Consider the following 23,706-nt stretch of genomic DNA (forward strand, 5'->3'; position numbering starts at 1 on the left):
CCTGCTCGTCGAACAGAGCGAAAACGAAGCGGCACCGACCGGGTACTGGATGAGCAACCTGCCCGCCACCACCCCGCTCGCGGACCTGGTGCGGTTCGCGAAGATGCGCTGGCGCATCGAGCACGACTACCGCGAACTCAAACACGGCCTGGGCCTGGACCACTTCGAGGGCCGCACCTGGCGCGGCTGGCACCACCACGTCACCCTCGTCACCGCCGCCCAGGCCTTCCTCACCCTCCGGCGCCTGGCCCCAAAAGCCCCGAGCAGAGCCTGAGCCTCTACCAAGTCCTCGACACCCTGCAGGACATGCTCCGGTGCTGGACCGGCACCTGCACCACCTGCGGCCAACCACTCACCAGAACCAGAACCTAACGAAGCACTACTAGACCTTCGGGGTGTTCAGGGGCGGCGGCAGGTGGTCGTCGGGGACGATGTGCATCGCCGCCTCCTCGGCGCCCGCCGCGCCGCCGTCGATGCCCTCGTCCGCGGCGACCTCCTCCTTGGTCCTGTCCGGGTGGGCACCCTCGTCCGGACGTGTGAGGCGCCCGGCACGTTCCTCGCCGGCCTCCGGGTCGACGGGCTCGCCCTCGCCGCCCGGCAGGTCACCCACCCCGTCGCCCTCGGGGCGGTCCGGGTCGGGCACCTCCTGGCGCAGCCGCTCGTCGAGCGACTCGCCCTCGTGCTGCTCGGACGCCGTGACACCGGGCTTGGTGACACCCAACGGCTTCTCGGGCGGGGAGTAGCCCTCGTCGAGCGTCTCGTCGTAGTCGCGTTCGTCCAGCACGTCCTGGGGGTCGAACGGAGCCGCGTCCTCCTGCTCCTCGTTGCCGCCGGTTGGCTGGTAGGCGTCGTCGGCCATCTCGTTCTCACTCATCGTCGCCTCCGGTCGTCGGTGGGGTCGGGTCAGGGAAGCGGGGTGCCGCCGGTGGCGTTGAGGATCTCCGCCGTGATGAAACTGGCCTGGTCGGAGGCCAGATAGACATACGCAGGTGCCATCTCGGCGGGCTGCGCGGGGCGGCCGAGGGGCGCCTGCTTGCCGAACTCGGCGGTGTCCGGCAGCGTCGCCGGGATCAGCGGCGTCCACACCGGTCCAGGCGCCACCGCGTTCACCCGGATCCCGTCCTCGACCAGCATCTGCGCCAGGCCCTGGGTGAAAGTGACGATGCCGCCCTTGGTCATCGCGTAGTCGAGCAGATGCGGGCTCGGCTTGTACGCCTGCACCGATGTGGTGTTGATGATCGAGCCGCCGGGCGGCATGTGCGGCACGGCCGCGCGGCACAGCCAGAACATCGCGTAGAGGTTCGTGCGCACGACCCGGTCGAACTGCTCGGTGCTGATGGCGGTGATGCCGTCCGGCTGCGACATCTGGTACGCGGCGTTGTTCACGAGGATGTCGATGCGGTCGAACGCGTCGACGGCCCGCTCCACCACCTGCTCGCACTGTGCCTCGTCCTGCACGTCGCACGACATGGGGACCGCGGTGCGCCCGGCGTCCTCGACCAGCCGGACCGTCTCGCGGGCCTCGTCGGCCTCCTCCGGCATGTGCGTGAACAGGACGTCGGCGCCCTCGCGGGCGAAGGCGAGTGCCACCGCGCGGCCGATGCCGGAGTCACCGCCGGTGAGCACGGCCTTGCGGCCGGTCAGCCGGTCCGCGCCCTTGTAGGAGTCCTCGCCGTGGTCGGGCGGCGGGTCCATGGGCCCGGTCCAGCCCGGCGGCTCCTGATCCTGCGAGGGGAAGTCGGGCCGGGGATGCGCGGTGACGGGGTCCTGGGGGCGTGACGGGTCGGACATACCGGCCTCCTCTGCGCCGATGGCAGCTCTCGTGTTCCGTGGCGCGCGGTGCGCCGCGGAACACGAGTGCCCGCGTGGCCCGACCTCATACAAGGTGGGCGGGCACCTGGGCCGGATCACCCGTTCGGCTCAGAACCCGGGGTCGCAGCAGCCCTCGCGCCGCATGTGCCGGCCCACCTCCAGCCAGTCGTCACCGGTGGCACGCAGTGTCGTACTGGTCACCGGTTCGAAGGACTCGACGAGGTCGGCCTGCTGGAAGGGGACGCCGCCGCGCAGCACGGCCGTCGTACGGATCAGGTCGTCGAAGTCGGTGAACGGGTCGCCGTCGACGATCGTGAGGTCGGCGAGCTTGCCCTCCTCCAGGGTGCCGAGGTCCTTGTCCGCCCCGAAGACCCGCGCGGGCATCAGCGTCGCGGTGTGCAGGGCCTGGGCCGGGGAGAGTCCGCCGCGGTGCAGGGCGCGCAGCGCGAGGTGGAGGTGGAGGCCGACAGACACGAGCGGCTGGTCGGTGCCGAGCGCGATGTGTCCGCCTGCGGCGAGGATGCGCCGGTAGACCGCGAGCTCCCTGTCCAGAGTGGCGAGCTGGGCGGCGGTGGGCGGGGTCTTGGCCAGTTTCTCCACGGCGGCGGTGTCCCACGGAGGCATCAGCCGCGTCACGCGCGGGTCCTCCGCGATGGCCGGGTCGGCGCCGATCAGCGGCTGCGCGGTGAACGGGGTGGCGATGAGGTGGAAGTCGCCGGTCTTCGAGTAGATCTCCTGGACGTCCTCACCCGAGCGCCCGGTCGCGGTCGTCGCACGCCCGAACTCCAGGCGCTGCGTGGCTTGCAGATGGGTCGTCAGGTCCTGGCCGAGCTGGATTCCCGGTGTGCACAGGTGGCTGCCGCTGCGCACGCCGAGCCGCTCGTGCGCGAAGGAGGCGGCCTCCTTCATCACCCAACCCGGCGCCCGTACATAGGTTTTGACGAAGTCCCAGTCGAGTGCGGCGGCGCGGTCGAGCGAGCGGCGCAGACCGGCGCGGGTGCGGTGGGCGCGGCCCATGCTGTAGGCGACGCGCGGCCCGTCGAGCAGTTCCCCGGTGGCGAGGAGCCGCGGCCCGGCGAGCGCGCCCGCGTACACCGCTTCCCTGATGCGGGCCTGCTCGTAGGCGAAGCCGCCGAGGGAGACCGCGGTGGTGATGCCGTACGCGAGTTGGAGCGCGGTCTGGCGGCCGCCGTAGGTCGACTGCCACGGGTGGGTGTGGGCGTCGAAGAGGCCCGGGAGCACGGTCTTGTCGGAGGCGTCGATGCGCTTGGCGGATGCCCGGCCGCCCGTGCGGTGCGGGGTGACAGCGGTGATGCGGCCGCCCTCGACGGTGAGGTCGACGTCGTCGCGGACCTCGGAGCCCGTGCCGTCCCAGAAGCGGCCGGCGTGCACGACGGTGTCGGCGGGGCGGGGGCGGCGGTGGTCCAGCGGGATCTTGACCGTACGGGCGGTGCCCTTCGCGACGTCGAGGAGGCGGAGCCGGCCCGCGCTCAGGTAGAGAAGGCTGCGGCTGTCGGCGGACCAGCTCGGGTGGTCGGCGGCCTCGTCGGTGACCTGGCGGGGGTCGCCGTCCGGGGTGCCGTCGGGGCGGACGGGCAGCAGCCACAGCGCGGACTCGACGACCACGGCCATGGTGTGTCCGTCGGGCGACCAGGCGGGTCCGGAGTCGTAGCGGTCGGCGATCGAGACGTGCGGGGCGACGGCGTGCACGACCGCCTTGCCGGTCTTGGTGTCGACGACGCGGATGAGGTTGTAGCCCTCGCGGAAGCGCTGGTTGAGGCGGCCTCGGTCGCACAGGGCCACGTATCTGCCGTCGGGCGACCAGCAGGGTCTGCCGGGCAGTCCGCCGCTGCCCATCGGGGCGGCGAGGACACGTTCGGTGCCCGCCGTCAGCTCGCGCAGGACGAGGTTGCCGGACATGTCGATGCACGCCAGGCGCTCCCCGTCGGGCGAGAGCGCGGGGAACACCCGGCCTCCCTCGGCGAGCACGGTCTCCTTGCCGCTGTCCAGGTCGTGGCGGCGTACGGAGAACAGGCCCGTCCGGTCGTCGGCGTAGACGAGCGCTTTGCCGTCGGGGGTCCAGGTCGGGGCGAGTACGTAGCGGGTCTGCGGGGCCTGCACGACCTTGCGCGGGGCGCGGCCGCCCGAAGTTCCGCCGATCCACAGGGAGTTGAGGGCGGCGAAGGCGACCTGCTCGCCGTCGGGCGACAGGGCGGGCAGGTGCGGGGAGCGGACGGGCCGGACTCCCCCGCCCCCGAAGTCGTAGCGCTTGACGCGGTAGCGGGGCCGGTCGACCGGGAGTTTCGCGGTGAACGCGATGCGTTCGCCCTCGCTCGGGGCTGTGGGGCGTACGAGCCGGAACCGGCCGTCGACGGTGAGCAGCAGGGTGTCGGGGCCTGTCCAGCGGGGCGGCACGGGGGCGACATCGCCGGGCACGTCCACCGGCTTCCCGTCGACGACGAGGGTGCAGGTGGCGGAGGGCGCGGCGGTGGTCCGCAGGTAGGCGAGCGGGCCCTTCGCGCCCGGGGCGACGGCGGGCGTCATGACCTGGGCGCCGGAGTCGTCGGTGTGTTCGGCGGCGACGGCTCCGGTGCCGTCGGCGGCGACCGAGGCGACGGTGGACGCCTGGAGGGTTCCGGCGTCGGTGACCACTCCCCGTACGAAGAGCACGCGGGTGCCGTCGGCGGACCAGGTGGGGTCGAAGTCCTCCCAGGCGCCACCCTGCCCCGGACCGTCCTGGCCGGGAGCGCCGGTGAGGCGGGTGAGGGTTCCGTCGCGTACGTCGAGGGTCCAGATGCGGTACGGGGCGGCGTGCTCGGGGTCGCCGCCGCGCTCGGAGGCGAAGGCGATGCGGTGGCCGTCCGGGGACCAGGCGGGGCCGCGGTCGTCCCACGGGCCTTCGGTGAGCTGCTTCGGCGCCCCGGCCCCGTCGGCGTCGAGGAGCCACAGATGGAAGCCGCCCCCTTGGTAGGCGCAGACGACGATCCGCTTGCCGTCCGGGGCGAACTGGGGGCGGGTGGGCTCGAGTTCGGGGGTGGTGAGCGGTCTCGCGGTGCCGCCCTTGCGCGGGATCGACCAGAGGATGTTCTGGATCTCGGCGACGAGGCGGTCACCGGAGGGGGCGAGGGTGGCGGCGCCGTTGGTGGCGGCGGTGAAGGAGAGGGAGGCGGGGGCGTTTCCGGCGGCGGCCGCTGTCGCTGGTTCGAGGAAAGTTCCGGCGCCTGCCGCGAGGGCGCCTGCCGTGGCGGTGGTGGTCTGGAGGAAGCGGCGGCGGGTGACGGAAGCGGCGCTGAGGCTGGTGTTGGGGGTGGCGCTGAGGGCGGTGTCGGGGGTGGTGTCCATGAGACTCCCATTGCACGGAGGGCGGGTGGACCCACGGGGCCGAGGGGGCCAGTGGGTCTTGCGGGACCGAACTGTGCGCGAGTCGAACAGGGGACGCACAGCAACATACGTGGCACCCGCAGTGAGTCAACATGGCCGACGGCGCGAACCGGCCGACGGACACCCGTAAGCGGCCCGCCGGGGTGAGGACGGCGGGCCGCTTACGGGTGGAGCTGCTGGGTGGTTACTGCTCGACCGGCCCGGTGGGCCCGGTGAGCGGGAGCACCGTCTGACACTTCACCGGGCGGGGATGTTCGGGGTCGAGCGCGTTGAGCACATGAGTGAGGGTGACAGGGTCGTACGGGGCCTCGAGGTGGTCCGTGTAGTCCTTGGCGCACGTGTCCTGGAGCCGGATGTTGCGCACGCTCGCGCCGGGGCCCGCCTTGAGGAAGGCGTTGGTGTAGGGCGTGACCACCTCGTCGTACTTGGTGGCGATGACGGTGTAGTCGACGCCCGGCACGGTGTCACCGCCGGAGTCGAGGGCCTTGTTGAAGTCCGAGCCGATCTCCTGCTCGACGAGAGCGGGGGCGGTCTTGTCCAGGAACCCGTTCACCGGCTTCAACAGGTGCAATTGGCGGCCGAGTTCGGTGATTCCGGACAGGGTGGTGCCATGGTTGGAGGGGGTGATGCCGACGAGCTTGCCGACCTTGCCCGCGGCGCTCGGGTCGTCCTTGAGATAGGTCCGCGGCAGCGGTCCGCCGCCCTGCGAGTGGCCCACGAGGTCGACCTCGGCCGTGCCCGTCGCACCCCGCACCTTGTCCACGAAGACACCGAGCTGCGCCGCGCTGTCCTTCATGTGGGCGGTGCCCTGGATCGGCGAGGTCTCCTTGTCGGCGCCGTAGTTGAAGGCGAAGACGCAGTAGCCGTTGCTGGCGAGGAGCGGCGCCGCGCCACGCCAGTTGTCGTTCATGTTCTCGAGCGTGCCGTGGACGAGGACGACGGGCCTCGGGTGCTCGGCGCTCGGCTTGCAGCCCCAGTCGTTCGCGCCGGGCGGCGCCTCACCGGCCTTGAAGAATCCGGCGAGGAATCCCTTGGTGAAGTTGTACTCGACCGGCCTCTGCTCCTCGGTCGCGGTCGCGTGCGGGGAGCCGAGCGAGACAAGTCCCGCCACTCCGAGGGCACCCGCGGCTGCCGCGCCGATAATCCTGCGTCTCATTTTCCAGTACCGTCCCTTGTTCTGGAATGCCGCGTACTGAGCGGCGTCGGACGGCGTGAAGCTAGGAGAAGTCCGAGGCGCCCGGCAATGGTGTGGGCTCGGCGCCGCGCCGGGCGCGCAGAACGGTGCCAGGATTCCTCGCGCGGGCAGGGCGAAAGTGTCACGAAGGTGAGCGCTTCACCGCCCGCATGGCCCCGGCGGTCCGCAATAGCGCTGGTGAACGACCGACTAGCACTGGTAGTTGACTTCGTGTCAACATCTTGACCGGCGAGTAACCTCGGCCCATACTCGGCGAACGGACGGACCTGGGAGCGAAGGGATGAACGGTTCCGGCACGATCGGCACGCCAAGTTCCAAAGGCGCGTGGGCGGCGTTTCCGCAGCGGCTGCCGGACGAGCTGCGCAGAGAGAACCCGGCCCTCGCGGCCGAGATCATCCATGAAATCCGGCGACAGATCCCTGAATTCTCCCGGCCGTTGTCCGGGCAGTTCGGAATGTCGATCCAAAGCGGGGTGGAATCCACTCTCGCGGAATTCGCCGACCGGGTCGGGAATGGCGGCGGGGAACTCGACGCGCGGCGCCTTCCGATCTACCGGGCGCTCGGCCGCGGCGAGTTGGCGGAGGGGCGCAGCCTGGATGCGCTGCAGGCCGCGTACCGGCTCGGCGGCCGGGTCGCCTGGCGGCGCTACGTGCGGGTGGCTCGGCGCCTGTCCCTGAGCACGGACGCGCTGGCCCGGCTCGCGGAGGCCGCGTTCACGCACATCGAGGAGATCGCGGCGGCGTCCGTCACCGCGTACGCGCGCGCCCAGGCCGACGCCGCGGGCACCCTCGGCCGACGCCGCCACCGCCTCCTCGCCCTCCTGATCGCTCCCGCCCCTCTCGGGTCCGTGGCACTGGAACGGGCGGCGCAGGACGCGGAGTGGGAGTTGCCGGAGCTGGTGGCCGCGGTGGCGTTGGGGCCTCGGGGGGCGGAGGATCCTGGGGGTGCGGCAGGCGGCGGGGGCGGGCGGGCTGGAGGCGCGGTAACGGGATCTGGGACGGCTGGCCCCGAGGCCTCCCCCACGGCGCGAGCGCCGGAGCGTGGCGGGGAAGGCGCTCCCCCGGCCCGGAAGCCACTGCCCGAAGCCGTACTCGCCGATCTCGACGGACCCGCCCCCTGCCTCCTCGTCCCCGACCCCGACACACGCCTTGCCGACCCCCGCCTGCGTCGGCTCCTGCACGAGCGGTCGGGCGTCATCGGCCCGGTCGTACCCCTCGCGCAGGCCGCCGATTCGCTGCGGTGGGCGCGAACCCTGCGCGAGAACGGGGGCGCCGGCACCGGCGCCGGCACGGAAGCAGGACGGCCGGAATCGGGGCAGCTGGAGGCAGGGCCACTGGAAGCAGGGCGACACCTCACGGACCTGCTGCTGCTCGCCGACCCCGCACTCGTCCGCCTGATGGCCACGCGCCGCCTCGCACCCCTCGCGGAACTCACCCCGAAACAGCGCAGCCGCCTGGCCCACACCCTCCTCGCCCACCTGCAGAGCCCGCACGGCAGCGCACCCGAGCTGGCCGCGCGCCTGGCCATCCACCCCCAGACGGCCCGCCAGCGCCTGCACCACCTGCAACGCCTCTTCGGTCCGGCACTGACCGACCCCGACGCCCGCTTCGAACTGGAGGCGGCTCTGCGCGCGGAGCTCCCGGGCACCACCCGGGAATACCCCACCCCTTGCCCCCGTTGAAGGCGTCGAGCAAGGAGGCAACAGTGGAGCAGCAGTACTACACGCACGGGACGGCCGCGGAGCGCTGGGACCGTGCCCAGATGTTCTTCGAGGCGAAGGAGTACGCGAACGCCGCCCGGATCCTCGACGGCCTCGTCGAGGAGGTTCCCGAGCAGGTCGGCCCCCGCCTCCTCCTGGCCCGTTCGTACTACCACTCGGCCCAACTGCGGCGCGCCGAGACCGAGTTGCGCACCATCGTGGAGCACGACCCGGTGGAGCACTACGCCCGCCTGATGCTCGGCCGCACGCTGGAGCGCCAGGGCCGGCACGACGAGGCGGCGCCGCATCTGCGGATGGCGTCGGCGCTCGCGGGCGACTTCGAGTAGCCGGACCGGGCACCGAACAACGGACGAGCGGGTCCCGCCTTCTGGGCGGGACCCGCTTGTGCGTTGCGCCTCGAAGGTCGGGCGTCAGCCCTGGCCACCGACGAATTCCGTGATCGCGGCGGCGACGGCCTCGGGCTGCTCGTCAGGGATGAAGTGTCCGGCGTCGGGCACGACGATCCCGGTGGTGTTCGCGGCCCACGGACCGATGGAGGCGGCCATGTCCGGAACGGAGCCGTGGCTGCTGGAGACGCCGAGGACGGGCACGGTCAGACGTCGCCGCTCCAGCGCCTCGCGGTTCTTGCGCGCCGACTCAGCGGCGTCCCGGTAGTACGCGAGGGAGGCACGCAGACCGCCGTCGGCGGCGACAGCCGCCGCGTAGTGGTCGATCTCGGCATCGTCGAACGTGTCGGGCGACAGCGCCTTCGCCTTCAGGAACCAGCCGACGTACTCGCGCTCCCGCCCCGCGAGCAGCGTCTCGGGCAGGTCGGGCACGACATGGAACGCGAAGTGCCAGGTCTTCCACGCACGGTCCGGGTCGGTGGGGATCGCCTCCGGGAGCGTGATGCCGGGAATTCCGGCGTCGAGCAGGGCGACCCCACGCAGGTCGTTCTCGAAGGTGAGGGCGAGGGAGAAGGCGACCCAGGCACCGACGTCATGGGCGACCAGGGAGTACGTCGACACCCCGAGGGCCTGCACGGCGGCGTGGACGTGCGCGGCGACCGCGTGCGTGTCGTAGCCGCGCTCCGGACGTTCGGAGTGCCCCTGCCCCGGCAGGTCGATCGCGATGACATGAAACCGGTCGGCGAGGCTGGGCATCACCTTCCGCCACGCCCACCAGGTCTGCGGAAATCCGGCGAGCAGGACAACGGCCGGACCGTCCGGCCGCCCGCCCTCGACGGCGTGAAGACGGATGCCGTCCGCGTCGACCCAGCGGTGGGTGAATCCGTCCAGATGCTTCAGGGGCAGGCCGGTCACGGGGACCTCCGTCGGTGCGAGTGGTGTGTTGCGGGGGGGGGCAGCCCACGCCGGAAAGCTAACACATCTTGAACTGATCAGTTCAAGATAAGATGACGCACAGCACAGCACAGCCCGAACACCGACGAGGACGTGAGGAAGTACCGCGTGGCAGGCAAGAAGCAGTTCGACATGGACGCGGCGCTCGATGCCGCGATGATCCAGTTCTGGCGCTCCGGCTACGCCGACACCTCACTGGACGACCTGTCCCGGGCGACCGGCCTGAACCGCAGCTCCATCTACTCCTCCCTCGGCGACAAGGACACGCTGTTCCTGCGCTGCCTGGACCGCTACGCCGCGCGCTACGGCGAGAAGTACGACGCCGCCCTGTCGTGCGCGGCCTCGGACCCCGTCGCGGCGGTTCGCGCCTTCTTCGACGTCACGCTGGAGCGCATCGCCGATCCCGGCGTGCCCGACGGCTGCCTCGTCGCCCAGTCGACGATGGCGATCCCCGTACTGAGCCCGAACATCGCCACACACGCCACGAAGTCGCTCGGCCTCCAGCGCCGGCGCCTGCACACCGCACTGAAGGCGGGCCGACTGTCCGACCAGCACACCGATTCCTTCGCCGTGCACGTGGCGGCCGTGAACCAGTCACTCGCCGTCATGAGCAGGGCCGGTACGAGCCCGGCCGGCCTCCGGGCCATCGTGGACGTGACACTTGACGCCCTGTCACAGGCGGCGGGCACGCGGAATTCACTGTGAGCACTGAACCGAAACCGAAGTGAGCCCATCCTCCAGGGCACACACGCGCGAGCGATCGACACGAGCGATCGGCATCTGACGCCCGAGAAGCCGATCTCTTCATATACAGTGACAGACTCGCATCAACCACCCCAAATGGGCCGTACAGCCCGCCACTTGGAGAGGGACACCCTTGCTTCGACGTTTCGCCACACTCGCCGCGTCCGCAGCCATCGCGGGCGGCGTCCTGTTCTCGGCCGTCCCCGCGCAGGCCGCCCCCATCGCCGACCAGACCGGTGTGTCGGTCCGTGGCCCGATCACCTGCAACATCCCCAAGATGCGCAAGCAGGTCGACAACTTGAAGTCCAAGGCCGCCAAGTTGGACGCGCTCGGCTACCACAAGTCGGCCGCGAAGGAGCGCGCGAAGGCGCGGGCGATCCAGGCACGCATCAAGCAGTGCCAGGACGCGGACGACAACAACCCGGGCCCCATCGGCGGCTGAGAGCAGGCCATCCGCGGGGCACGCCCCCAACGTACCCACGCCCGGACAGCCGCTCCGCCAGAGGTGCCGGTCGGACCACCACCAGGCCTCCAGCTACTGACTTTCCGGGCGTGTTGTCGCCGGAGTGAGGCCGGTTGCGGCGAGACATCCGTCGATGAGGTCGCTTCGGTACTGGATCTGACGCAGGCACTGTCGAAGGGCTCGTTGCAGGTGCTTGGGGTCGGTGAAGGCGGTGTTGGCCTGACGGCCGCGCCGCAGTGTGGACCAGATGCCTTCGACGGGGTTGAGATCGGGTGCGTAGGACGGCAGTTGGAAGATGGTGATCCAGTCGTGCTCAGCGGCGAAGTCGCGAAGACCCGCTGCGCGATGGGTGTTGAGGTTGTCCCACACAAGGACGAGTGGGGCGCCGAGCTGTTGGTGGGCGGCGCTGATCAGATCGCGATAGTCGGTCCAGGCGAAGCTGCGGCGTCCGGACTTCGTCATGCCGCGGCAGGGTTCGTGGAGGATGTACCGGTAGATCAGGCGGGAACGTTCGCCGGGGCGGTAGCAGCACAGTGCTGCCACTGATACCCGGCCCCGGGATCGTCCCCTGACCCGAATGACCGGGGTGTGCCCGCGCTTGGACCAGGTGCGGGAGGTGGGCGGCGTCATCGAGAAGCCGGCCTCGTCCTCGAAGACGATCCAGCCGTTGAGCGCCGCCGCGATGCTTCCACCTGGGGCCACGTGTCCTCCACCCAGCCGGTCACCGCGTTCTCGTCCCGCTCCATCGCCCGCCGGGCCGGGACCTGGTGGCTGAACCCGTGTCGGTGCAGCATCTCCGCGATGGCCGACAGCGAGAGCGACTTGTGGAACCGGCGCCCGATCAGTGTCTTGATCCTGGCCAGCGTCCAGGTCTGGTCCCGCCAGCCGTGCGCGACCGGCCCTCTGGCCAACTCCTGCTCCAGGACCGCGAACAGGGCCTCGCTCAGCTTCGGCCGGGCAGCCGACCCCTTGGAGGTCAGAGCCTGTCGGTCGCCGTCCTGCCAGGCAGTGCGCCATCGCTGCACCGAGCGCACGCTGACCCGCAACTGCTTGGCCACCACCGTGTTGTCCTGCCCGGCGGCAAACATCTCGGCGGCCTCCATACGGATGCGCTCCCGAAACGCCCGCCGCTCGGCTGTCAGCCCACCGCCTTGCGGATACCTCATGGTTCGGACATACCGCGACGGCCGTCACCTGCCAACCCTCCACGACATCACGCCCGGAACGTCAGTAACTGGCCGCGCCCCGGGGCAGGCCCTGCTCGGCACCGAAGGCCGCGGCATGATGAGCGACCCACTGCGCGTACGTGCGCGCGGGGCGCCCGGTGACCTTCTCGACGGTCGGCAGGGCCTGAACCGGCTTCGTCCGCGACGCCGCAAGCTGGTCCAGAAGGAAGTCGGCGGCCGGGGCCGGCAGGCGGTGCAGCAGCTCCCGGCGCACGTCGCCGCGAGGCACTTCCTCGAAGCGGGTGTCGACGCCGAGCGTCTCACCGATGATGCGGACCCGGTCGACCTGACTCAGTGTCTGGGGCCCGGTGAGTTCGTACGTCTTTCCGGCGCTCGGGGTGAGGGCGTGTGCCGCGACCGCGGCGATGTCGCGCTCGTCGACCGGGGCCATGCCGCCGTCGCCGTACACACCGCGCACGGCGGCACCTCGCCGGATCTGCCGGGCCCAGCCGAGGTCGTTGGCCATGAAAAGGCTGGGGCGGACGAAGGCCCAGGACATCGCGGAGCCGGCGACGGCCCGTTCACAGGCCAAATGCTGCTCGCCGATCCAGCCGGGCTCGGAAAAGGTCACCGAGTCCGAGGAGAGCAGGACGATGTGCCGCACACCCGCCTGCTCGGCGGCGGCGAGGAAACCGTCAAGGGCTCCGGGCCCGTGAACGGGGAACAGAAAGACCCGGTCCACGCCTTGGAGGGCGGCCGGCAGGGTGGCGGGGCGGGTCAGATCCCCTTCGACGACATCGACGCCGTCCGACAGTCCGGCGGTGGCGGGCTCGCGCGTGAGGGCCCGCACTTCCTCGCCCGCGTCGGCGAGTTCGCGCACGAGGTTGCGCCCGACGTTTCCGGTGGCGCCAGTGACCAGGATCATGCCGCGTGTCTCCTCGTGTGGTGTCGCGTGATGTTGCACCGCATACCGAATGTTGGCCCCACCAACACTATGCCAGAGTGTTGGTGGCACCAACACTGTTACGGTTGGGGTCATGGAGCAGATGCCCGAACGCATGGCCGGAAAGCCGAGTTGGCTGATCACGCAGCTGGCCGTGCACACCCGCCGACTGGTGTTCGACGCCTTCGCGGACACGGGTGCGCGGGGGCATCACTACCGCGTCCTGGCCGTGCTGGACGAGTTCGGGGCGGTCAGCCAGGCCGAGCTGGGCCGACGCGCCCGGATGGACCGCAGCGACGTCGTGGCCGTCGTGGACGACCTGGTCGGACAGGGCTTCGCCGTCCGGGAGCCCGACCCGGACCACGGGCGGCGCAACCGGATCAGCATGACCAGGGGCGGCGTACGGGAGCTGCGGAGGATGGACGGCGTCGTGGACCAGGTGCAGGACGACCTGCTCCGAAGCCTGTCCGCCGAGGAACGCCGCACGTTGACCAGCCTGCTCGGCCGGGTCCTGGACGAGCACGACGGGGCATGACCGCCCCCACCGCCGCTACCTGCTACCTTCCGGGCCGTGATCGACAACGTATACGTGGGCAATGCCGGCAAGGACGCGGCGCTGGACCGCGGCTGGCTGCTGGGACACTTCAAGGACGCCTCCGACCCTCGGCACAGCGAGGACGTAGAGATCAAGTGGGGCGTCCACCCTCCGGGCGACGAGCGGGCCCAATGGGTGACCGGCGAGGAACGCACCGCCCTGCTGGTCCTCATCAGCGGCCGCTTCCGGGTGGAACTTCCCGGCCGCAGCGTCCTCCTGGCCGAGCAGGGCGACTACGTCGTGTGGGGCCATGGCGTCGACCACTCCTGGTTCGCGGAGGAGGAGTCCGTGGTCCTGACGGTCCGCTGGCCCTCGGTGCCCGGCTACAAGGTGCCGGCCGAGCACGATTCCGCCGCGGACCACAGCGTTTCACCGGGACCCTCAGCCGACGCTGCGGACCTGTAGTCGGCCGGGGCTGCGCCGCCGAAATCCGATCGTCACGGCGGCCCGAGCCCCCTACCGTTCCCTCATGCAGATCGTCGTGACGCTGGACTGTGTCGACACCGAGGCGCAGGCGGCATTCTGGCTCGCCGCGCTCGCCCCGCTGAACTACCGGCGCGGCTTCGAAGGACCGCCGTACCTGAGCCTGGTCGCTCCCGCCCCCGCGCCCACCCTGCTCCTGCAGCAGGTCCCGGAACCGAAGCGTGCCAAGAACCGCATGCACCTCGACCTTGATTTCGGCACCGCTGACCTGAGCACGGAGGCCGACCGCCTCCAAGCACTCGGCGCCCGACGGGTCTCTCGGGAACAGCGCGAACACGACTTTCGCTGGATCGTCGTCGCCGACCCGGAGGGCAACGAGTTCTGCGTCTTCGCGCCCCCGGCCAAGGCCGACTCGACGGAGTAGCGGCGGCGCCGCCACCAGGGACTCGGCCACATCGCACGTATCACGGGACGGTGCACGCGCCCGGCCCCTCCGACGGTGCCCGGCCGCATCCCCCTGATCAGCACCTCCGCTAGCCTTGCTGCACGATGAACCGCACAGATCAGCCCGCGACGGCCGCCCCTCTCCTGACCACGCCCTGGGGAGACCTCGGCCTCACCCGTTTCCCGGAGAATCCCCGCGACCAGTTGCGCGCGTGGGACGCCGCGGACACGTACCTGCTGCGGCACCTCGCCGACGCGGGCACCGACCTGACCGGTGACGTGACGGTCGTGGGTGACCGCTGGGGGACGCTGGCCGCTGCGCTCAGCGGGGTCCCGGGCTGCACCCCGACCCTGATCTCGGACTCGTATCTCGGACAGCAGGCGACGTACGCGAACCTGACGCGGAACGAGCGCACCGGCGCGCGTCTCCTCACCACGCAGGACGCCCCGCCCGCGCGCATCGACGTGCTGCTCGTCCGCGTGCCGAAGAGCCTCGCGCTCCTCGAGGACCAGCTGCACCGGCTGCGTCCGGCCGTGCACGAGAACACGGTGGTGGTCGGCACCGGCATGGTGAAGGAGATCCACACCTCGACGCTGAACCTGTTCGAGCGGATCATCGGCCCGACGCGTACGTCGCTGGCGGAGAAGAAGGCTCGTCTGATCTTCAGTGGGACGAGCCCGACGACCGCTTCCGATCCCGCCCACGCCTCCGCCTCCGCCCCCGCCTCGAATCCTTGGCCGTACACCTATCGGCTGCCCTCCGACATCGGACCGTTGTCCGGCCGGCCGGTCGTCAATCACGCGGGCGTGTTCTGCGCCGAGCACCTCGACATCGGCACCCGTTTCCTGCTCCAGCACCTCCCGCGGGGTACGGACGCCCGCACGATCGTGGACCTGGGCTGCGGCAACGGCGTCGTCGGCACGAGCGCCGCACTCGCCCACCCCGACGCGGACGTCCTGTTCACGGACGAGTCGCACCAGGCGGTGGCGTCGGCGCGGGCCACGTACGAAGAGAACGTCGGCGACCGCCCCGGCAAGGCCGAGTTCCGCGTCGCCGACGGCCTCGCCGACACGCCTCCCGGCTCCGTCGACCTGGTCCTCAACAATCCCCCGTTCCACAGCCACCAGGCCACGACGGACGCGACGGCGCACCGCATGTTCAGCCAGGCCCGCGCGGCGCTCCGCCCCGGCGGCGAACTGTGGGTGGTCGGCAACCGCCACCTCGGCTACCACGTGAAGCTGCGCCGCCTGTTCGGCAACAGCCAACTGGTCGCCAGCAACGCGAAGTTCGTGATCCTGAAGGCGGTCAAGCGGGAGCCGCGCGGTGGGCGCGCCTGAGGGGTTTCAGTAGGGGTTTCAGACGTGTGAGGCGTGGGAGACGTGTGGTGCGTGCCGGGACATGTTCATGGGTGCGGACGTTCACGCCCGCCCCGGCAGCGCCGCAGGCCGCTCTATCGCGATCATGACCGCGTCGTCGTCCAACTCACCGCCGACATGGCGCAGCAGGTCCCGCCGGAAGCGGTCGAGGAAGGCGTCGGTGTCGTACCCGGTCCAGCCGGTGATGCGTTCCGTGAGCGGGTAGAAGGCGCCCGCGGCGTCGCGGGCCTCGGTGACACCGTCCGTGTACAGCAGCAGGAGATCCCCCGGCTCGAAGTCGAAGCTCTCGACGTGGTGGCTCGGATCCGTGAGCTCGCTCAGGCCCAGTGGAGGGGCGGGGTGCTTCGCGTCCACCGTCGTCGGCCGGCCGTCGCGGAGGAGCAGCGGCGGCGGGTGCCCGCAGGACACCATGTGGACGGGGCCGTCCCCGTCCGGGATGTCGAGGACGGTGGCGGTGATGAACGTTTCCGCGTAACGGCCCGCCTCCCCCGGTTCCATCAGGCCCCAGCACACGCTCCGCTCGAGGTAGGCCACCAGTTCGCCCAGGTCGGCCTGGCGGTGGGCCGCGCCGCGGAACGCTCCGAGCAGCAGCGCGGCGTCGCCGACCGCGGTCATGCCCTTGCCGCGCACGTCGCCGACGATCAGCCGGGTCCCGGAGGTGGTGCGCACCGCCGCGTACAGGTCCCCGCCGATCCGGGCCTCGGCCTCCGCGGCGAGGTAGAAGGAGGCGGCATGCAGGGGACCGAGCCGCTTCGGCAGCGGCGGCAGGACGACCCGCTGGGCCGTTTCGGACACGTACCGCACCTGTGACAGCTCTTCGGCGCGCCGCTCGCGCAGTACGCAGAAGACGACAAGGCTGATTCCGACCACCAGGAGCGCGACGATCTGTGCCTCGTGGTTGGCCGAGAGCAGATCGTCCGGGTCGCGCAGCACGCCTATGGTCGTCTGCGCGATCACCGCCAGGGCGGCGACCAGCCCCACCGTCCGGGGCCCGCCGAACAATGGTGTGATCGCCGGGGCCGCGACGAGCAGGGGACCCAGGTGGACATGTGGCGGCGCGAGCACATCGACGACGGACACGACGACGATCCACGCGACGGGGACGGCGACCAGCGCCCGCCGCGCTCGCACAGGCGGGCCGAGTACGTCGTGACCTTGCGACATGCCTCCATTGTCTACACCGCCCCTGCCACACGCGCAGCGGCAGCCCCAGGCGTTCGCCCGCCCTCCGGCGTGCGGCCCGAGTCCGACGACGCAGCGACTACCGGGCGCGCCGGTCGTACCTCGCCTTGGCGACCCGCCGCGTGCCGAACACGGTCCACCGGGTCCTCGGGCCTCGCGTCGGCCCCCGGCCCCTCGGACCCCGCGTCGGACACCGTCTCCCGCACCCCCCGCCGGACGATGGCGGCGAACTCCCGGTCGATGTCCGCGTCGGAGAAATCTCCCCCGCGTTCCTCACTCACCGTGACCCCCCGGTCCCCTGAGCAACGCCCGATGTCGGCGGATTTTCCCGTGGTCGGGAGGCTGCCGTGGTGGCGCCGCAGAACTTGCACAGAGTAGGCGCAACTCCTGGAGTGCCAGATACCTCAGGTGGGGAATTGTCGCCCCTGCTACGCCGATGGCAATACCCGTGGTCCGCACTGTGCGGCAGGCGAAGTGGAGGAACCGCCCCGATTTCGTGCGCGCGTCCACATGAAGGTCGGCTCGGTTTCATCAACTGCCCGGGTGGGACCGGGCCTTGGCTGGCTGCCCGGCGCGCTGTGTGGTGTGATCGCCCGCGCCACTCCCCTATCAACCCCCCGTATGAAGGACTTCCCCATGAACTCCGCTCACCAGATCCAGGCCCTTGAGATCTCCGACGCCGACCTGGACAGCGTCTCCGGCGGCCTGAGCCCTGAGGGCAGCGTCACCGTCGACGGCAAGACCTTCGGCACCGCCGACCTGATGGCCCTGGCGCAGGGCACCGCCCTCGGCGCCGCCGCCCAGGCGCAGAACGCCCTCGCCCAGCCGCACCAGATCAGCATCAACGGCTCCCTCTGACCGCCGCACCGAGCCCCCTGCCGACCAGGTAGGGGGCTCGGTCGTTTCTCCCCGCCCACGGCGGTCGGGCGGTGCCGCGGTCCCCGCCCTTGTGGGAACGATTCCCTCCGGGCCACGATGCCCGCATGAAGGGTGATCTTTTCGCGAGCGAGTACCTGGTGCAGCCCGCCACCGCGCCGGGCATGACCGTGCAGAACGCCAAGTCGATCCGGTATGTGATCAACGGCGAGATGATGGCTCGGCAGGGGGCGATGGTCGCCTACCGGGGGGATCTGCAGTTCGAGCGGAAGGGGCAGGGCGTCGGCGGCATGCTGAAGCGGGCCGTCACCGGGGAGGGGCTTCCCGTGATGAAGGTGCGTGGCCAGGGTGAGGCCTGGTTCGCGCAGGAGGCGCAGAACGTGTTCGTCGTGGATCTCGACCCCGGCGACGTGTTCACCGTCAACGGCCGCAACGTGTTGTGCTTCGACGCCTCACTGTCGTACGAGATCAAGACGGTGAAGGGCGCCGGGATGAGCGGCGGCGGGCTGTTCAACAGCGTGTTCACCGGTCAGGGGCGGCTCGGGCTGGTCTGCGAGGGCAACCCTCTCGTGTTCACCGTCTCGCCTCAGCAGCCGGTGTACGTGGACACGGACGCGGTCGTCGGCTGGAGCGCCAACCTCCGTACCTCGCTGCACCGTTCGCAGTCGCTGGGCTCGATGATCCGCGGCGGGTCCGGGGAAGCGGTGCAACTCATGCTGGAGGGCGAGGGGTTCGTGGTGGTACGGCCCAGCGAGGCAACCCCGCAGAAGCCGCAGCAGCACTGAAGAAGCAGCGAGGAGAGTCGGTCACACGGTCAGGACCCGGCGCCCGCGCGTGTGACCGGCGCGGCTGTCGACGTGTGCCGCCGGGGCCTCGGCCAGCGTGTACGACTTCTCGACCGGGATGCGCAGCTTCCCCCGCTCGATGAGGGCCACGGCCTCGGCAAGGGCTTCCGGCACGCTCCCGGCCGCGCCGGAGAACCGGACCCCGAACTCGGGCGCACCGAGGTCCGCGATGGAGAGCACCTTCTGCGGTTCGCCGGCCAGTTCGACGAGTTCGCGGATCACGCCCGAGCCGGCCAGGTCGAGCGCCGCGTCGACCCGGCCGAACGCCCGTACCCGCTCGACCCAGCCCTCTCCGTACGTCGTGGCGTGGGCGCCGAGTCCCCGCACGTAGTCCTGGTTCGCCGCCCCGGCCGTACCGATCACCTCGATGCCCCGGTCACGGGCGATCTGCAGCACCGCGGAGCCCACTCCCCCGGACGCGCCGCTGACGAGCAGCGTCTGCCCCGGCCCGACACCGACCTCGCGCAGGATGCGCAGCGCGGTCTCCACCACGGACGGATACCCCGCGGCCTCTTCGAACGTCACCCCCTCGGGCATGCGGACCCAGGCGGTCAGCACGGCGAACTCGGCGTAGGTGTCGACTCCTTCGCCGAAGACGCGGTCCCCGACCTCGACCCCTTCGACGCCCTCGCCGACCTCGTCCACGACCCCCGCGGCGTCCAGCCCGAGCCCTGAGGGCAGCTCGGTCGGGTGGGCTCCGAGGACCTGCCCTTCGCGGATGCGCCAGTCGACGGGGTTCACACCGGCCGCGCGCACGGCGATGCGGATCCGGCCGGGGCCCGTACGGGGCTTCTCCGCATCGATCAGGTGCAGTACGTCCGGGCCGCCGAACTCGGCGAAATTCACTTTCTTCATGGTCTCCATGCGGCCGACCGTAGCACTAACCGTTAGTGTTTCACGACGGTTATGTTTTCACAGTTGTTGTGCTTTTGGATCTGCTAGCGTTCGCGCATGAACGAGCCGCCACCGGGACGTCGCGAGCGCAAGAAGGCCGCGACCCGCCAGAAGATCGCCGAAACCGCTCTGCGGCTCTTCCTAGAGCGTGGGTACGAGGCGGTGGGGATCCGCGACGTGGCCGCCGAGGCCGACGTGGCCGTCACCACGGTCTTCTCCCACTTCGCCTCGAAAGAGGCCCTCGTGTTCGAGCAGGACCAGGACTTCGAGCAGCGGCTCACACGGGCGGTCGCCGACCGGGCGCCGCACGAGCCGCTGATCCCCGCGCTGCGCCGCGAGATCGAGGCCCTGGTCCGGCACTGCACGGCGGACGGCGCCGCGCCGATCTGGAAGATGATCGAGTCGACGCCGGCTCTGCGGAAGTACGAGGAGTCGATGCGGCTGCGCCACGCGGAGTCGCTGGCCGAGTCCCTCGCCGCCGACCCCGGGCTGCGGCACACCGCCACGGCCTGCCGGACGATCGCGAGGTTCGTGATCGACGCGTTCGCACTGGCCCGCGAGGCGGCCGAGCCGGAAACCGCACTCGACGAGATCTTCCGGATGGTCGAAGCCGCCTGGGAGGCCGGCAGGCCGACGGCCAAGGCCGGTGGCAGTCGCCCCTAGAAGGCGGCGCGCGGTGCGTTCGCGTGTTCCTCCACCGCGATTCGCGCCAGCTTTGTCAGCATCATGCCGTTGCGGACCGCGACCAGGTAGTCGACGGGGAGCCCGTGCATCCGCGTGCCCGGGCCCCTGAGCGGGTGCCAGTCGAGGACGAAGAGGGTGTGTTCGGCCCAGGGGATCAGGTTCATCGCGATGCGGGCGGCCCCGAACGGGTCGGCCTTCGCCTCGAGTTCGAGGCGGTGTTCCGGTTCGCAGATCCTGACCGTGCTGGTGTCGTCGAGGGTCAGCGGGCCGAGGCCGACCCGCACCTTCAGCGCGGTGCCCACGTCCGGCCAGGCCGGGTCGACGTCGAGCACCCTCTTGGTGCCCGTCACCCACTCCCCGTAGCGATAGCCGTCCGAGAGCAGCGCCCAGACCTCGGCGGGCGAGCTCAGGATCAGTCGGCGGGTCCTGGCCATGGGGTCGGTCACGCTCCTGTTCCCGGTTTCCCAGCGGATACGCCCAGGCGCATTTCAGGACAAAGCTAGCAGCGGGGCCGTCGCCGCGCCTGGGAAGACGTACCGCGGGCGCACTCCGCCCGACAGGACACCGACGGTCGCGTACAGACGGTGGCTCGGCGAGAATGTGCGCGATGGCAGCGACGGCCGGACCCACACCCGACGCCGCCCCCGGTGTCCGGCTCTCGTCGGCGCGCGGGCGGTGGATCCTCGCGTGTGTGGTCCTGGCCTCCGGGATGGCCATGCTCGACGGGACGGTCGTGAACGTCGCGCTGCCGACCATGGGGCGTGACCTCGGCGCCTCCCTGTCCGCCCTGCAATGGGTGGTCAACGCCTACATGCTCACGCTGTCCGCGCTGCTCCTGTGGGGCGGCGCGATGGGCGACCGGATCGGTCGGCGGCGGGCTCTCGTCCTGGGTGTGGCATGGTTCGCGGTCGCCTCGGCGGCGTGCGGACTCGCCCCGAACGAGGGGACGTTGATCGCGGCGCGGGCGTTGCAGGGTGTCGGCGGTGCGCTGCTGACTCCCGGGTCGCTGGCGCTCGTGCGGTCGGTGTTCCATCCCGACGACCAGGCCCGCGCGGTGGGCGCCTGGTCGGGGCTGACGGGTGTCGCGGGGGCGCTCGGGCCGTTTCTCGGCGGGTGGCTGATCGACGGGCCCGGGTGGCGGTGGATCTTCCTCATCAATGTGCCGCTGGCCGTCGTCGTACTGGTCATCGCCGTGCGCTACGTCCCAGAGAGCCGCGACGCCGCGGCGGCGGACGCCCCGTTCGACCAGGTGGGCGCCGTGCTCGCGGCGGTGTGTCTGGCCGGGGTGAGTTACGCGCTGATCGGGTCGTCGGGCGATGGTGCGTCCGCCGCGTCGACCGGCGTGCCCGCGCTCGTCGGCCTGGCCGCCGGTGTCGCCTTCGTGGCCGTGGAGCGGCGGCGGGCCGCGCCGATGCTGCCGCTGTCCCTGTTCCGCTCGCGCCTGTTCAGCGCCGCGAACGGGATGACGCTGTGCCTGTACGCGGGGATCGGCGGCATCCTCTTCCTGCTGCCGGTCCAGCTTCAAGTCGCCCTGGGATACGACGCGTTGGAGGCGGGAGTGGCTACGTTGCCGGTGACCGCGCTGATGCTGCTGCTTTCGCCCAGGGCGGGAGATCTGGCTCGCCGGGTGGGGCCGACGCCGCCGCTGGTCGTGGGGCCCGCCGTCGCCGCGGTCGGGGTGCTGCTGATGCTGCGGATCGGTCCCGGGTCGTCGTACGCGGCCGATGTGCTGCCCGCGGTCGCCGTGCTCGGGCTCGGCATGAGCCTCTTCGTGGCCCCGCTCACCACGACGGTCCTCGCGTCGGTGGACCCGGAACACGCCGGTCTCGCGAGCGGTGTCAACAACACGGCGGCGCGCGTGGCACAGCTGCTCGTGGTCGCCGCGCTGCCGCTGGCCGTCGGCCTGTCGGGCGATGCCTATACGCGGCCCGAGGCGGTGGACACGTCGTTCCACCGGGCGGCGGTCGGCTGCGCTGCGCTGTTCGTGCTGGGCGCGGTCACCGCGGCCGTGTTCATCCGGCCGCGGGCGGTGCGACCGCGCCTCGAGGACGCGCCCCGCCCGCAGTGCCGGGCCCATCTCGGCGTCTCCGCACCGGCGTTGGAGCCGGGCGAGGAGCCCCGCCGGTAGACCCCCGCGCACGGTTGGCGGCGGCCTCCGGCGCCCGGACCTTAATCCATGTGCGTCGCGCGCCCGGGCGTGCTGGAATCGGGCCTCGTGAACGGCGATCTTCCCAGCACAGCAGAGCTCGCGGCCAGGATGGAGCAGAACCTGGCGGAGCACGCCTGCCATCTCCATCGCGGCATGGCCGGTGCGACCGTCACGGAGGCCGACGACCTCCTGATCGCGGACAGCGGCCTGGACGACGACACCTTCAACATCGTCGCCGCGGCCCGCTTCACCGAGAGCACCGCCGCCGCCCGCATCACGGAGACACACCGAACCCTGACCCGCACCGGCCGCCCGTTCTCCTGGTGGGTGGGGCCCTCCTCCCGGCCGTCGGACCTCGGCGACCGGCTGACGGCGGCCGGCCTTCCCGAATCGGAGCGCGAGACGGCGATGTGGGCCCGGCTGGACGACACACTGCCGCTGCCCGACGCTCCGGAGCTGGACATCCAGGCGGCCACCACCCCCGAGCAGCTCGCCGACTACGCCACCACCCTCGCCGCGAACTGGGCCCCGCCGTCCGCCACGGTCCGCCCGTACTACGCCCGAGCCGCCCCGCAGGCCCTCGCCACGCACTGCCCGGCCCGCTACCTGGTCGGCTACGTGGACGGCCGCCCGGTGTGCTCGGCCGAGGTGTTCCAGCACGCGGGGGTCGCCGGGATCTACAACATCAGCACCCTGGCGGCCCACCGCCGGCGCGGCTACGGCGGCGCCATCACCCTCGCGGCGCTCCACACGGCCCGCGACCGGGACCACCACATCGCGGTCCTGCAGGCCTCCGCCGACGGCGAGCCCGTCTACCGCCGCCTGGGGTTCCGCGCGTGCGGCGAGTTCACCGAACACGCGGTCACGGACACCACGGCGTAGCAGGTACCGGCACGGGACGCCAGAAACACGCCGGTTACGTCTGTTCTGTCCGGTGTTCCAGACGGTAGCTTTGACGAGAGGTCGCTTGACGGAGGCTGATCGCCATGCCGTGGTACTTCTGGCTGCTTGCCGCCGCGGGGCTGGGCGCCGCGGAGTTCTTCACGCTGACGCTGGTCTTCGGGCTGTTCGCGGGGGCCGCCCTGGTGACGGCGGTGGTCGCGGGCGTGGGCGTCGGGCTGCTCGGCCAGCTCGTGGCACTCGGGGTCACGGCGGCGGCGGGCCTCGTCCTCGTACGGCCCGTCGTGCTGCGTCATCTGGCCCAGACACCCCTCACGCGCGAGGGCAGCGACGCGTTGATCGGCAAGGCTGCCGAGGTCATGCAGGAGGTCACCGGGACCCGCGGCCTGATCAAGCTGTCCGGCGAGGAGTGGTCCGCTCGCGCCCTCGACGAGAGCCAGGTGATCCCCGTGGGGGCGCTGGTCGACGTCATGGAGATCCAAGGCGCGACAGCCGTCGTCTACCCCCGAGAGCTCCTGCCCTGAACCCGCACCGCATGCACCGCACCGCTGCGTACCGCACGGTCGACCATCC

At 71.2% G+C, this 23,706-nt stretch carries 26 protein-coding genes; 15 read left to right on the top strand and 11 right to left on the bottom strand.

The features are described 5' to 3' along the window. A partial coding sequence (locus tag ACFV9W_RS00005) for a transposase (protein WP_385753532.1) occupies positions 1 to 274 on the top strand: 274 nt, incomplete at its 5' end. A gap of 108 nt (positions 275 to 382) precedes the next feature. Here the strand turns inward: ACFV9W_RS00005 and ACFV9W_RS00010 are convergent. From ACFV9W_RS00010 to ACFV9W_RS00025, 4 genes are all read right to left on the bottom strand, one after another. Then, on the bottom strand, positions 383 to 874 hold the full coding sequence (locus ACFV9W_RS00010) for a DUF5709 domain-containing protein (RefSeq protein ID WP_385753534.1): 492 nt from the start codon (positions 872 to 874) through the stop codon (positions 383 to 385). Between the two features lie 29 nt (positions 875 to 903). After that, positions 904 to 1,791 carry an SDR family oxidoreductase gene (locus ACFV9W_RS00015; RefSeq protein ID WP_385753536.1) on the bottom strand — a complete coding sequence of 296 codons (888 nt, stop codon included), beginning with the start codon at positions 1,789 to 1,791 and terminating at the stop codon, positions 904 to 906. Positions 1,792 to 1,920: 129 nt separating this feature from the next. Then, positions 1,921 to 5,154, bottom strand: a complete 3,234-nt coding sequence (locus ACFV9W_RS00020) for an amidohydrolase family protein (RefSeq protein ID WP_385753538.1) — start codon at positions 5,152 to 5,154, stop codon at positions 1,921 to 1,923. Between the two features lie 223 nt (positions 5,155 to 5,377). Continuing rightward, complete coding sequence (locus ACFV9W_RS00025; RefSeq protein WP_385753540.1) at positions 5,378 to 6,349, bottom strand: esterase/lipase family protein; 972 nt, start codon at positions 6,347 to 6,349, stop codon at positions 5,378 to 5,380. Positions 6,350 to 6,860: 511 nt separating this feature from the next. Between ACFV9W_RS00025 and ACFV9W_RS00030 the strand changes: the two genes are divergently transcribed. Together ACFV9W_RS00030 and ACFV9W_RS00035 are read left to right on the top strand one after the other, a co-directional pair. Further along, positions 6,861 to 8,069 carry a helix-turn-helix domain-containing protein gene (locus tag ACFV9W_RS00030; protein WP_385753542.1) on the top strand — a complete coding sequence of 403 codons (1,209 nt, stop codon included), beginning with the start codon at positions 6,861 to 6,863 and terminating at the stop codon, positions 8,067 to 8,069. A 23-nt stretch (positions 8,070 to 8,092) separates the two neighbouring features. Next, positions 8,093 to 8,434 carry a tetratricopeptide repeat protein gene (locus ACFV9W_RS00035; RefSeq protein WP_385753544.1) on the top strand — a complete coding sequence of 114 codons (342 nt, stop codon included), beginning with the start codon at positions 8,093 to 8,095 and terminating at the stop codon, positions 8,432 to 8,434. 84 nt (positions 8,435 to 8,518) lie between these two features. Here the strand turns inward: ACFV9W_RS00035 and ACFV9W_RS00040 are convergent, their stop codons facing one another. Then, the gene (locus ACFV9W_RS00040; RefSeq protein ID WP_385753546.1) at positions 8,519 to 9,409 is read right to left on the bottom strand and encodes an alpha/beta fold hydrolase; all 891 of its coding nucleotides are present in this window, start codon (positions 9,407 to 9,409) and stop codon (positions 8,519 to 8,521) included. A gap of 147 nt (positions 9,410 to 9,556) precedes the next feature. On the opposite strand from ACFV9W_RS00040, the gene ACFV9W_RS00045 reads away from it, so the two are divergent. Beyond that, positions 9,557 to 10,153, top strand: a complete 597-nt coding sequence (locus ACFV9W_RS00045) for a TetR/AcrR family transcriptional regulator (protein ID WP_385753548.1) — start codon at positions 9,557 to 9,559, stop codon at positions 10,151 to 10,153. Between the two features lie 172 nt (positions 10,154 to 10,325). Further along, entirely contained in the window at positions 10,326 to 10,634 is a 309-nt protein-coding gene (locus ACFV9W_RS00050) for a hypothetical protein (RefSeq protein ID WP_385753551.1), read from the top strand. 93 nt (positions 10,635 to 10,727) lie between these two features. Here ACFV9W_RS00050 and ACFV9W_RS00055 read toward each other — a convergent pair whose 3' ends face one another. From ACFV9W_RS00055 to ACFV9W_RS00065, 3 genes are all read right to left on the bottom strand, one after another. Beyond that, positions 10,728 to 11,285, bottom strand: coding sequence for a transposase (locus ACFV9W_RS00055; protein ID WP_385754839.1), 558 nt, complete (start codon positions 11,283 to 11,285; stop codon positions 10,728 to 10,730). After that, positions 11,282 to 11,821, bottom strand: coding sequence for a winged helix-turn-helix domain-containing protein (locus tag ACFV9W_RS00060; RefSeq protein WP_385753553.1), 540 nt, complete (start codon positions 11,819 to 11,821; stop codon positions 11,282 to 11,284). The genes ACFV9W_RS00055 and ACFV9W_RS00060 overlap by 4 nt, the downstream gene beginning before the upstream one ends. 61 nt (positions 11,822 to 11,882) lie before the next feature. Continuing rightward, positions 11,883 to 12,746 (bottom strand): NAD(P)H-binding protein, encoded by an 864-nt coding sequence (locus ACFV9W_RS00065; protein WP_385753555.1) that lies wholly within the window; start codon positions 12,744 to 12,746, stop codon positions 11,883 to 11,885. Positions 12,747 to 12,858: 112 nt separating this feature from the next. Here ACFV9W_RS00065 and ACFV9W_RS00070 point away from each other — a divergent pair, with 112 nt between their 5' ends. The 4 genes from ACFV9W_RS00070 (at position 12,859) to ACFV9W_RS00085 (ending at position 15,564) form a co-directional block, all read left to right on the top strand. Next, on the top strand, positions 12,859 to 13,299 hold the full coding sequence (locus ACFV9W_RS00070) for a MarR family winged helix-turn-helix transcriptional regulator (protein ID WP_385753558.1): 441 nt from the start codon (positions 12,859 to 12,861) through the stop codon (positions 13,297 to 13,299). Between the two features lie 36 nt (positions 13,300 to 13,335). After that, a complete protein-coding gene (locus ACFV9W_RS00075; RefSeq protein WP_385753560.1) occupies positions 13,336 to 13,764 on the top strand; it encodes a signal peptidase I in 429 nt (142 codons plus the stop codon). Positions 13,765 to 13,828: 64 nt separating this feature from the next. Next, the gene (locus ACFV9W_RS00080) at positions 13,829 to 14,206 is read left to right on the top strand and encodes a VOC family protein (protein ID WP_385753562.1); all 378 of its coding nucleotides are present in this window, start codon (positions 13,829 to 13,831) and stop codon (positions 14,204 to 14,206) included. 125 nt (positions 14,207 to 14,331) lie between these two features. Beyond that, entirely contained in the window at positions 14,332 to 15,564 is a 1,233-nt protein-coding gene (locus tag ACFV9W_RS00085) for a methyltransferase (protein WP_385753564.1), read from the top strand. 81 nt (positions 15,565 to 15,645) lie between these two features. On the opposite strand, the gene ACFV9W_RS00090 is transcribed toward ACFV9W_RS00085, so the two are convergent. Beyond that, positions 15,646 to 16,767 carry a PP2C family protein-serine/threonine phosphatase gene (locus ACFV9W_RS00090; RefSeq protein WP_385753567.1) on the bottom strand — a complete coding sequence of 374 codons (1,122 nt, stop codon included), beginning with the start codon at positions 16,765 to 16,767 and terminating at the stop codon, positions 15,646 to 15,648. A gap of 654 nt (positions 16,768 to 17,421) precedes the next feature. Between ACFV9W_RS00090 and ACFV9W_RS00095 the strand changes: the two genes are divergently transcribed. Then, entirely contained in the window at positions 17,422 to 17,643 is a 222-nt protein-coding gene (locus ACFV9W_RS00095) for a hypothetical protein (RefSeq protein ID WP_385753569.1), read from the top strand. Between the two features lie 125 nt (positions 17,644 to 17,768). Beyond that, positions 17,769 to 18,446, top strand: coding sequence for an AIM24 family protein (locus ACFV9W_RS00100; protein WP_385753571.1), 678 nt, complete (start codon positions 17,769 to 17,771; stop codon positions 18,444 to 18,446). Positions 18,447 to 18,467: 21 nt separating this feature from the next. On the opposite strand, the gene ACFV9W_RS00105 is transcribed toward ACFV9W_RS00100, so the two are convergent. Then, positions 18,468 to 19,361 carry an NADP-dependent oxidoreductase gene (locus tag ACFV9W_RS00105; protein ID WP_385754843.1) on the bottom strand — a complete coding sequence of 298 codons (894 nt, stop codon included), beginning with the start codon at positions 19,359 to 19,361 and terminating at the stop codon, positions 18,468 to 18,470. 96 nt (positions 19,362 to 19,457) lie between these two features. Between ACFV9W_RS00105 and ACFV9W_RS00110 the strand changes: the two genes are divergently transcribed. After that, entirely contained in the window at positions 19,458 to 20,063 is a 606-nt protein-coding gene (locus ACFV9W_RS00110) for a TetR/AcrR family transcriptional regulator (RefSeq protein WP_385753574.1), read from the top strand. On the opposite strand, the gene ACFV9W_RS00115 is transcribed toward ACFV9W_RS00110, so the two are convergent. Then, positions 20,060 to 20,518 (bottom strand): SRPBCC family protein, encoded by a 459-nt coding sequence (locus ACFV9W_RS00115; RefSeq protein ID WP_385754846.1) that lies wholly within the window; start codon positions 20,516 to 20,518, stop codon positions 20,060 to 20,062. The two genes, ACFV9W_RS00110 and ACFV9W_RS00115, sit on opposite strands and share 4 nt — an antisense overlap. A gap of 173 nt (positions 20,519 to 20,691) precedes the next feature. On the opposite strand from ACFV9W_RS00115, the gene ACFV9W_RS00120 reads away from it, so the two are divergent. The 3 genes from ACFV9W_RS00120 to ACFV9W_RS00130 all read left to right on the top strand — a co-directional run bounded on the left by ACFV9W_RS00120 (position 20,692) and on the right by ACFV9W_RS00130 (position 23,657). Continuing rightward, a complete protein-coding gene (locus ACFV9W_RS00120) occupies positions 20,692 to 22,212 on the top strand; it encodes an MFS transporter (protein ID WP_385753576.1) in 1,521 nt (506 codons plus the stop codon). A gap of 129 nt (positions 22,213 to 22,341) precedes the next feature. Then, a complete protein-coding gene (locus ACFV9W_RS00125) occupies positions 22,342 to 23,115 on the top strand; it encodes a GNAT family N-acetyltransferase (protein ID WP_385754849.1) in 774 nt (257 codons plus the stop codon). A 104-nt stretch (positions 23,116 to 23,219) separates the two neighbouring features. Continuing rightward, a complete protein-coding gene (locus ACFV9W_RS00130; RefSeq protein WP_385753578.1) occupies positions 23,220 to 23,657 on the top strand; it encodes an NfeD family protein in 438 nt (145 codons plus the stop codon). The last annotated feature ends 49 nt before the right edge of the window (positions 23,658 to 23,706 follow it).

The sequence above is a fragment of the Streptomyces sp. NPDC059897 genome, assembly GCF_042730865.1.
Classification (GTDB): Bacteria; Actinomycetota; Actinomycetes; order Streptomycetales; family Streptomycetaceae; genus Streptomyces.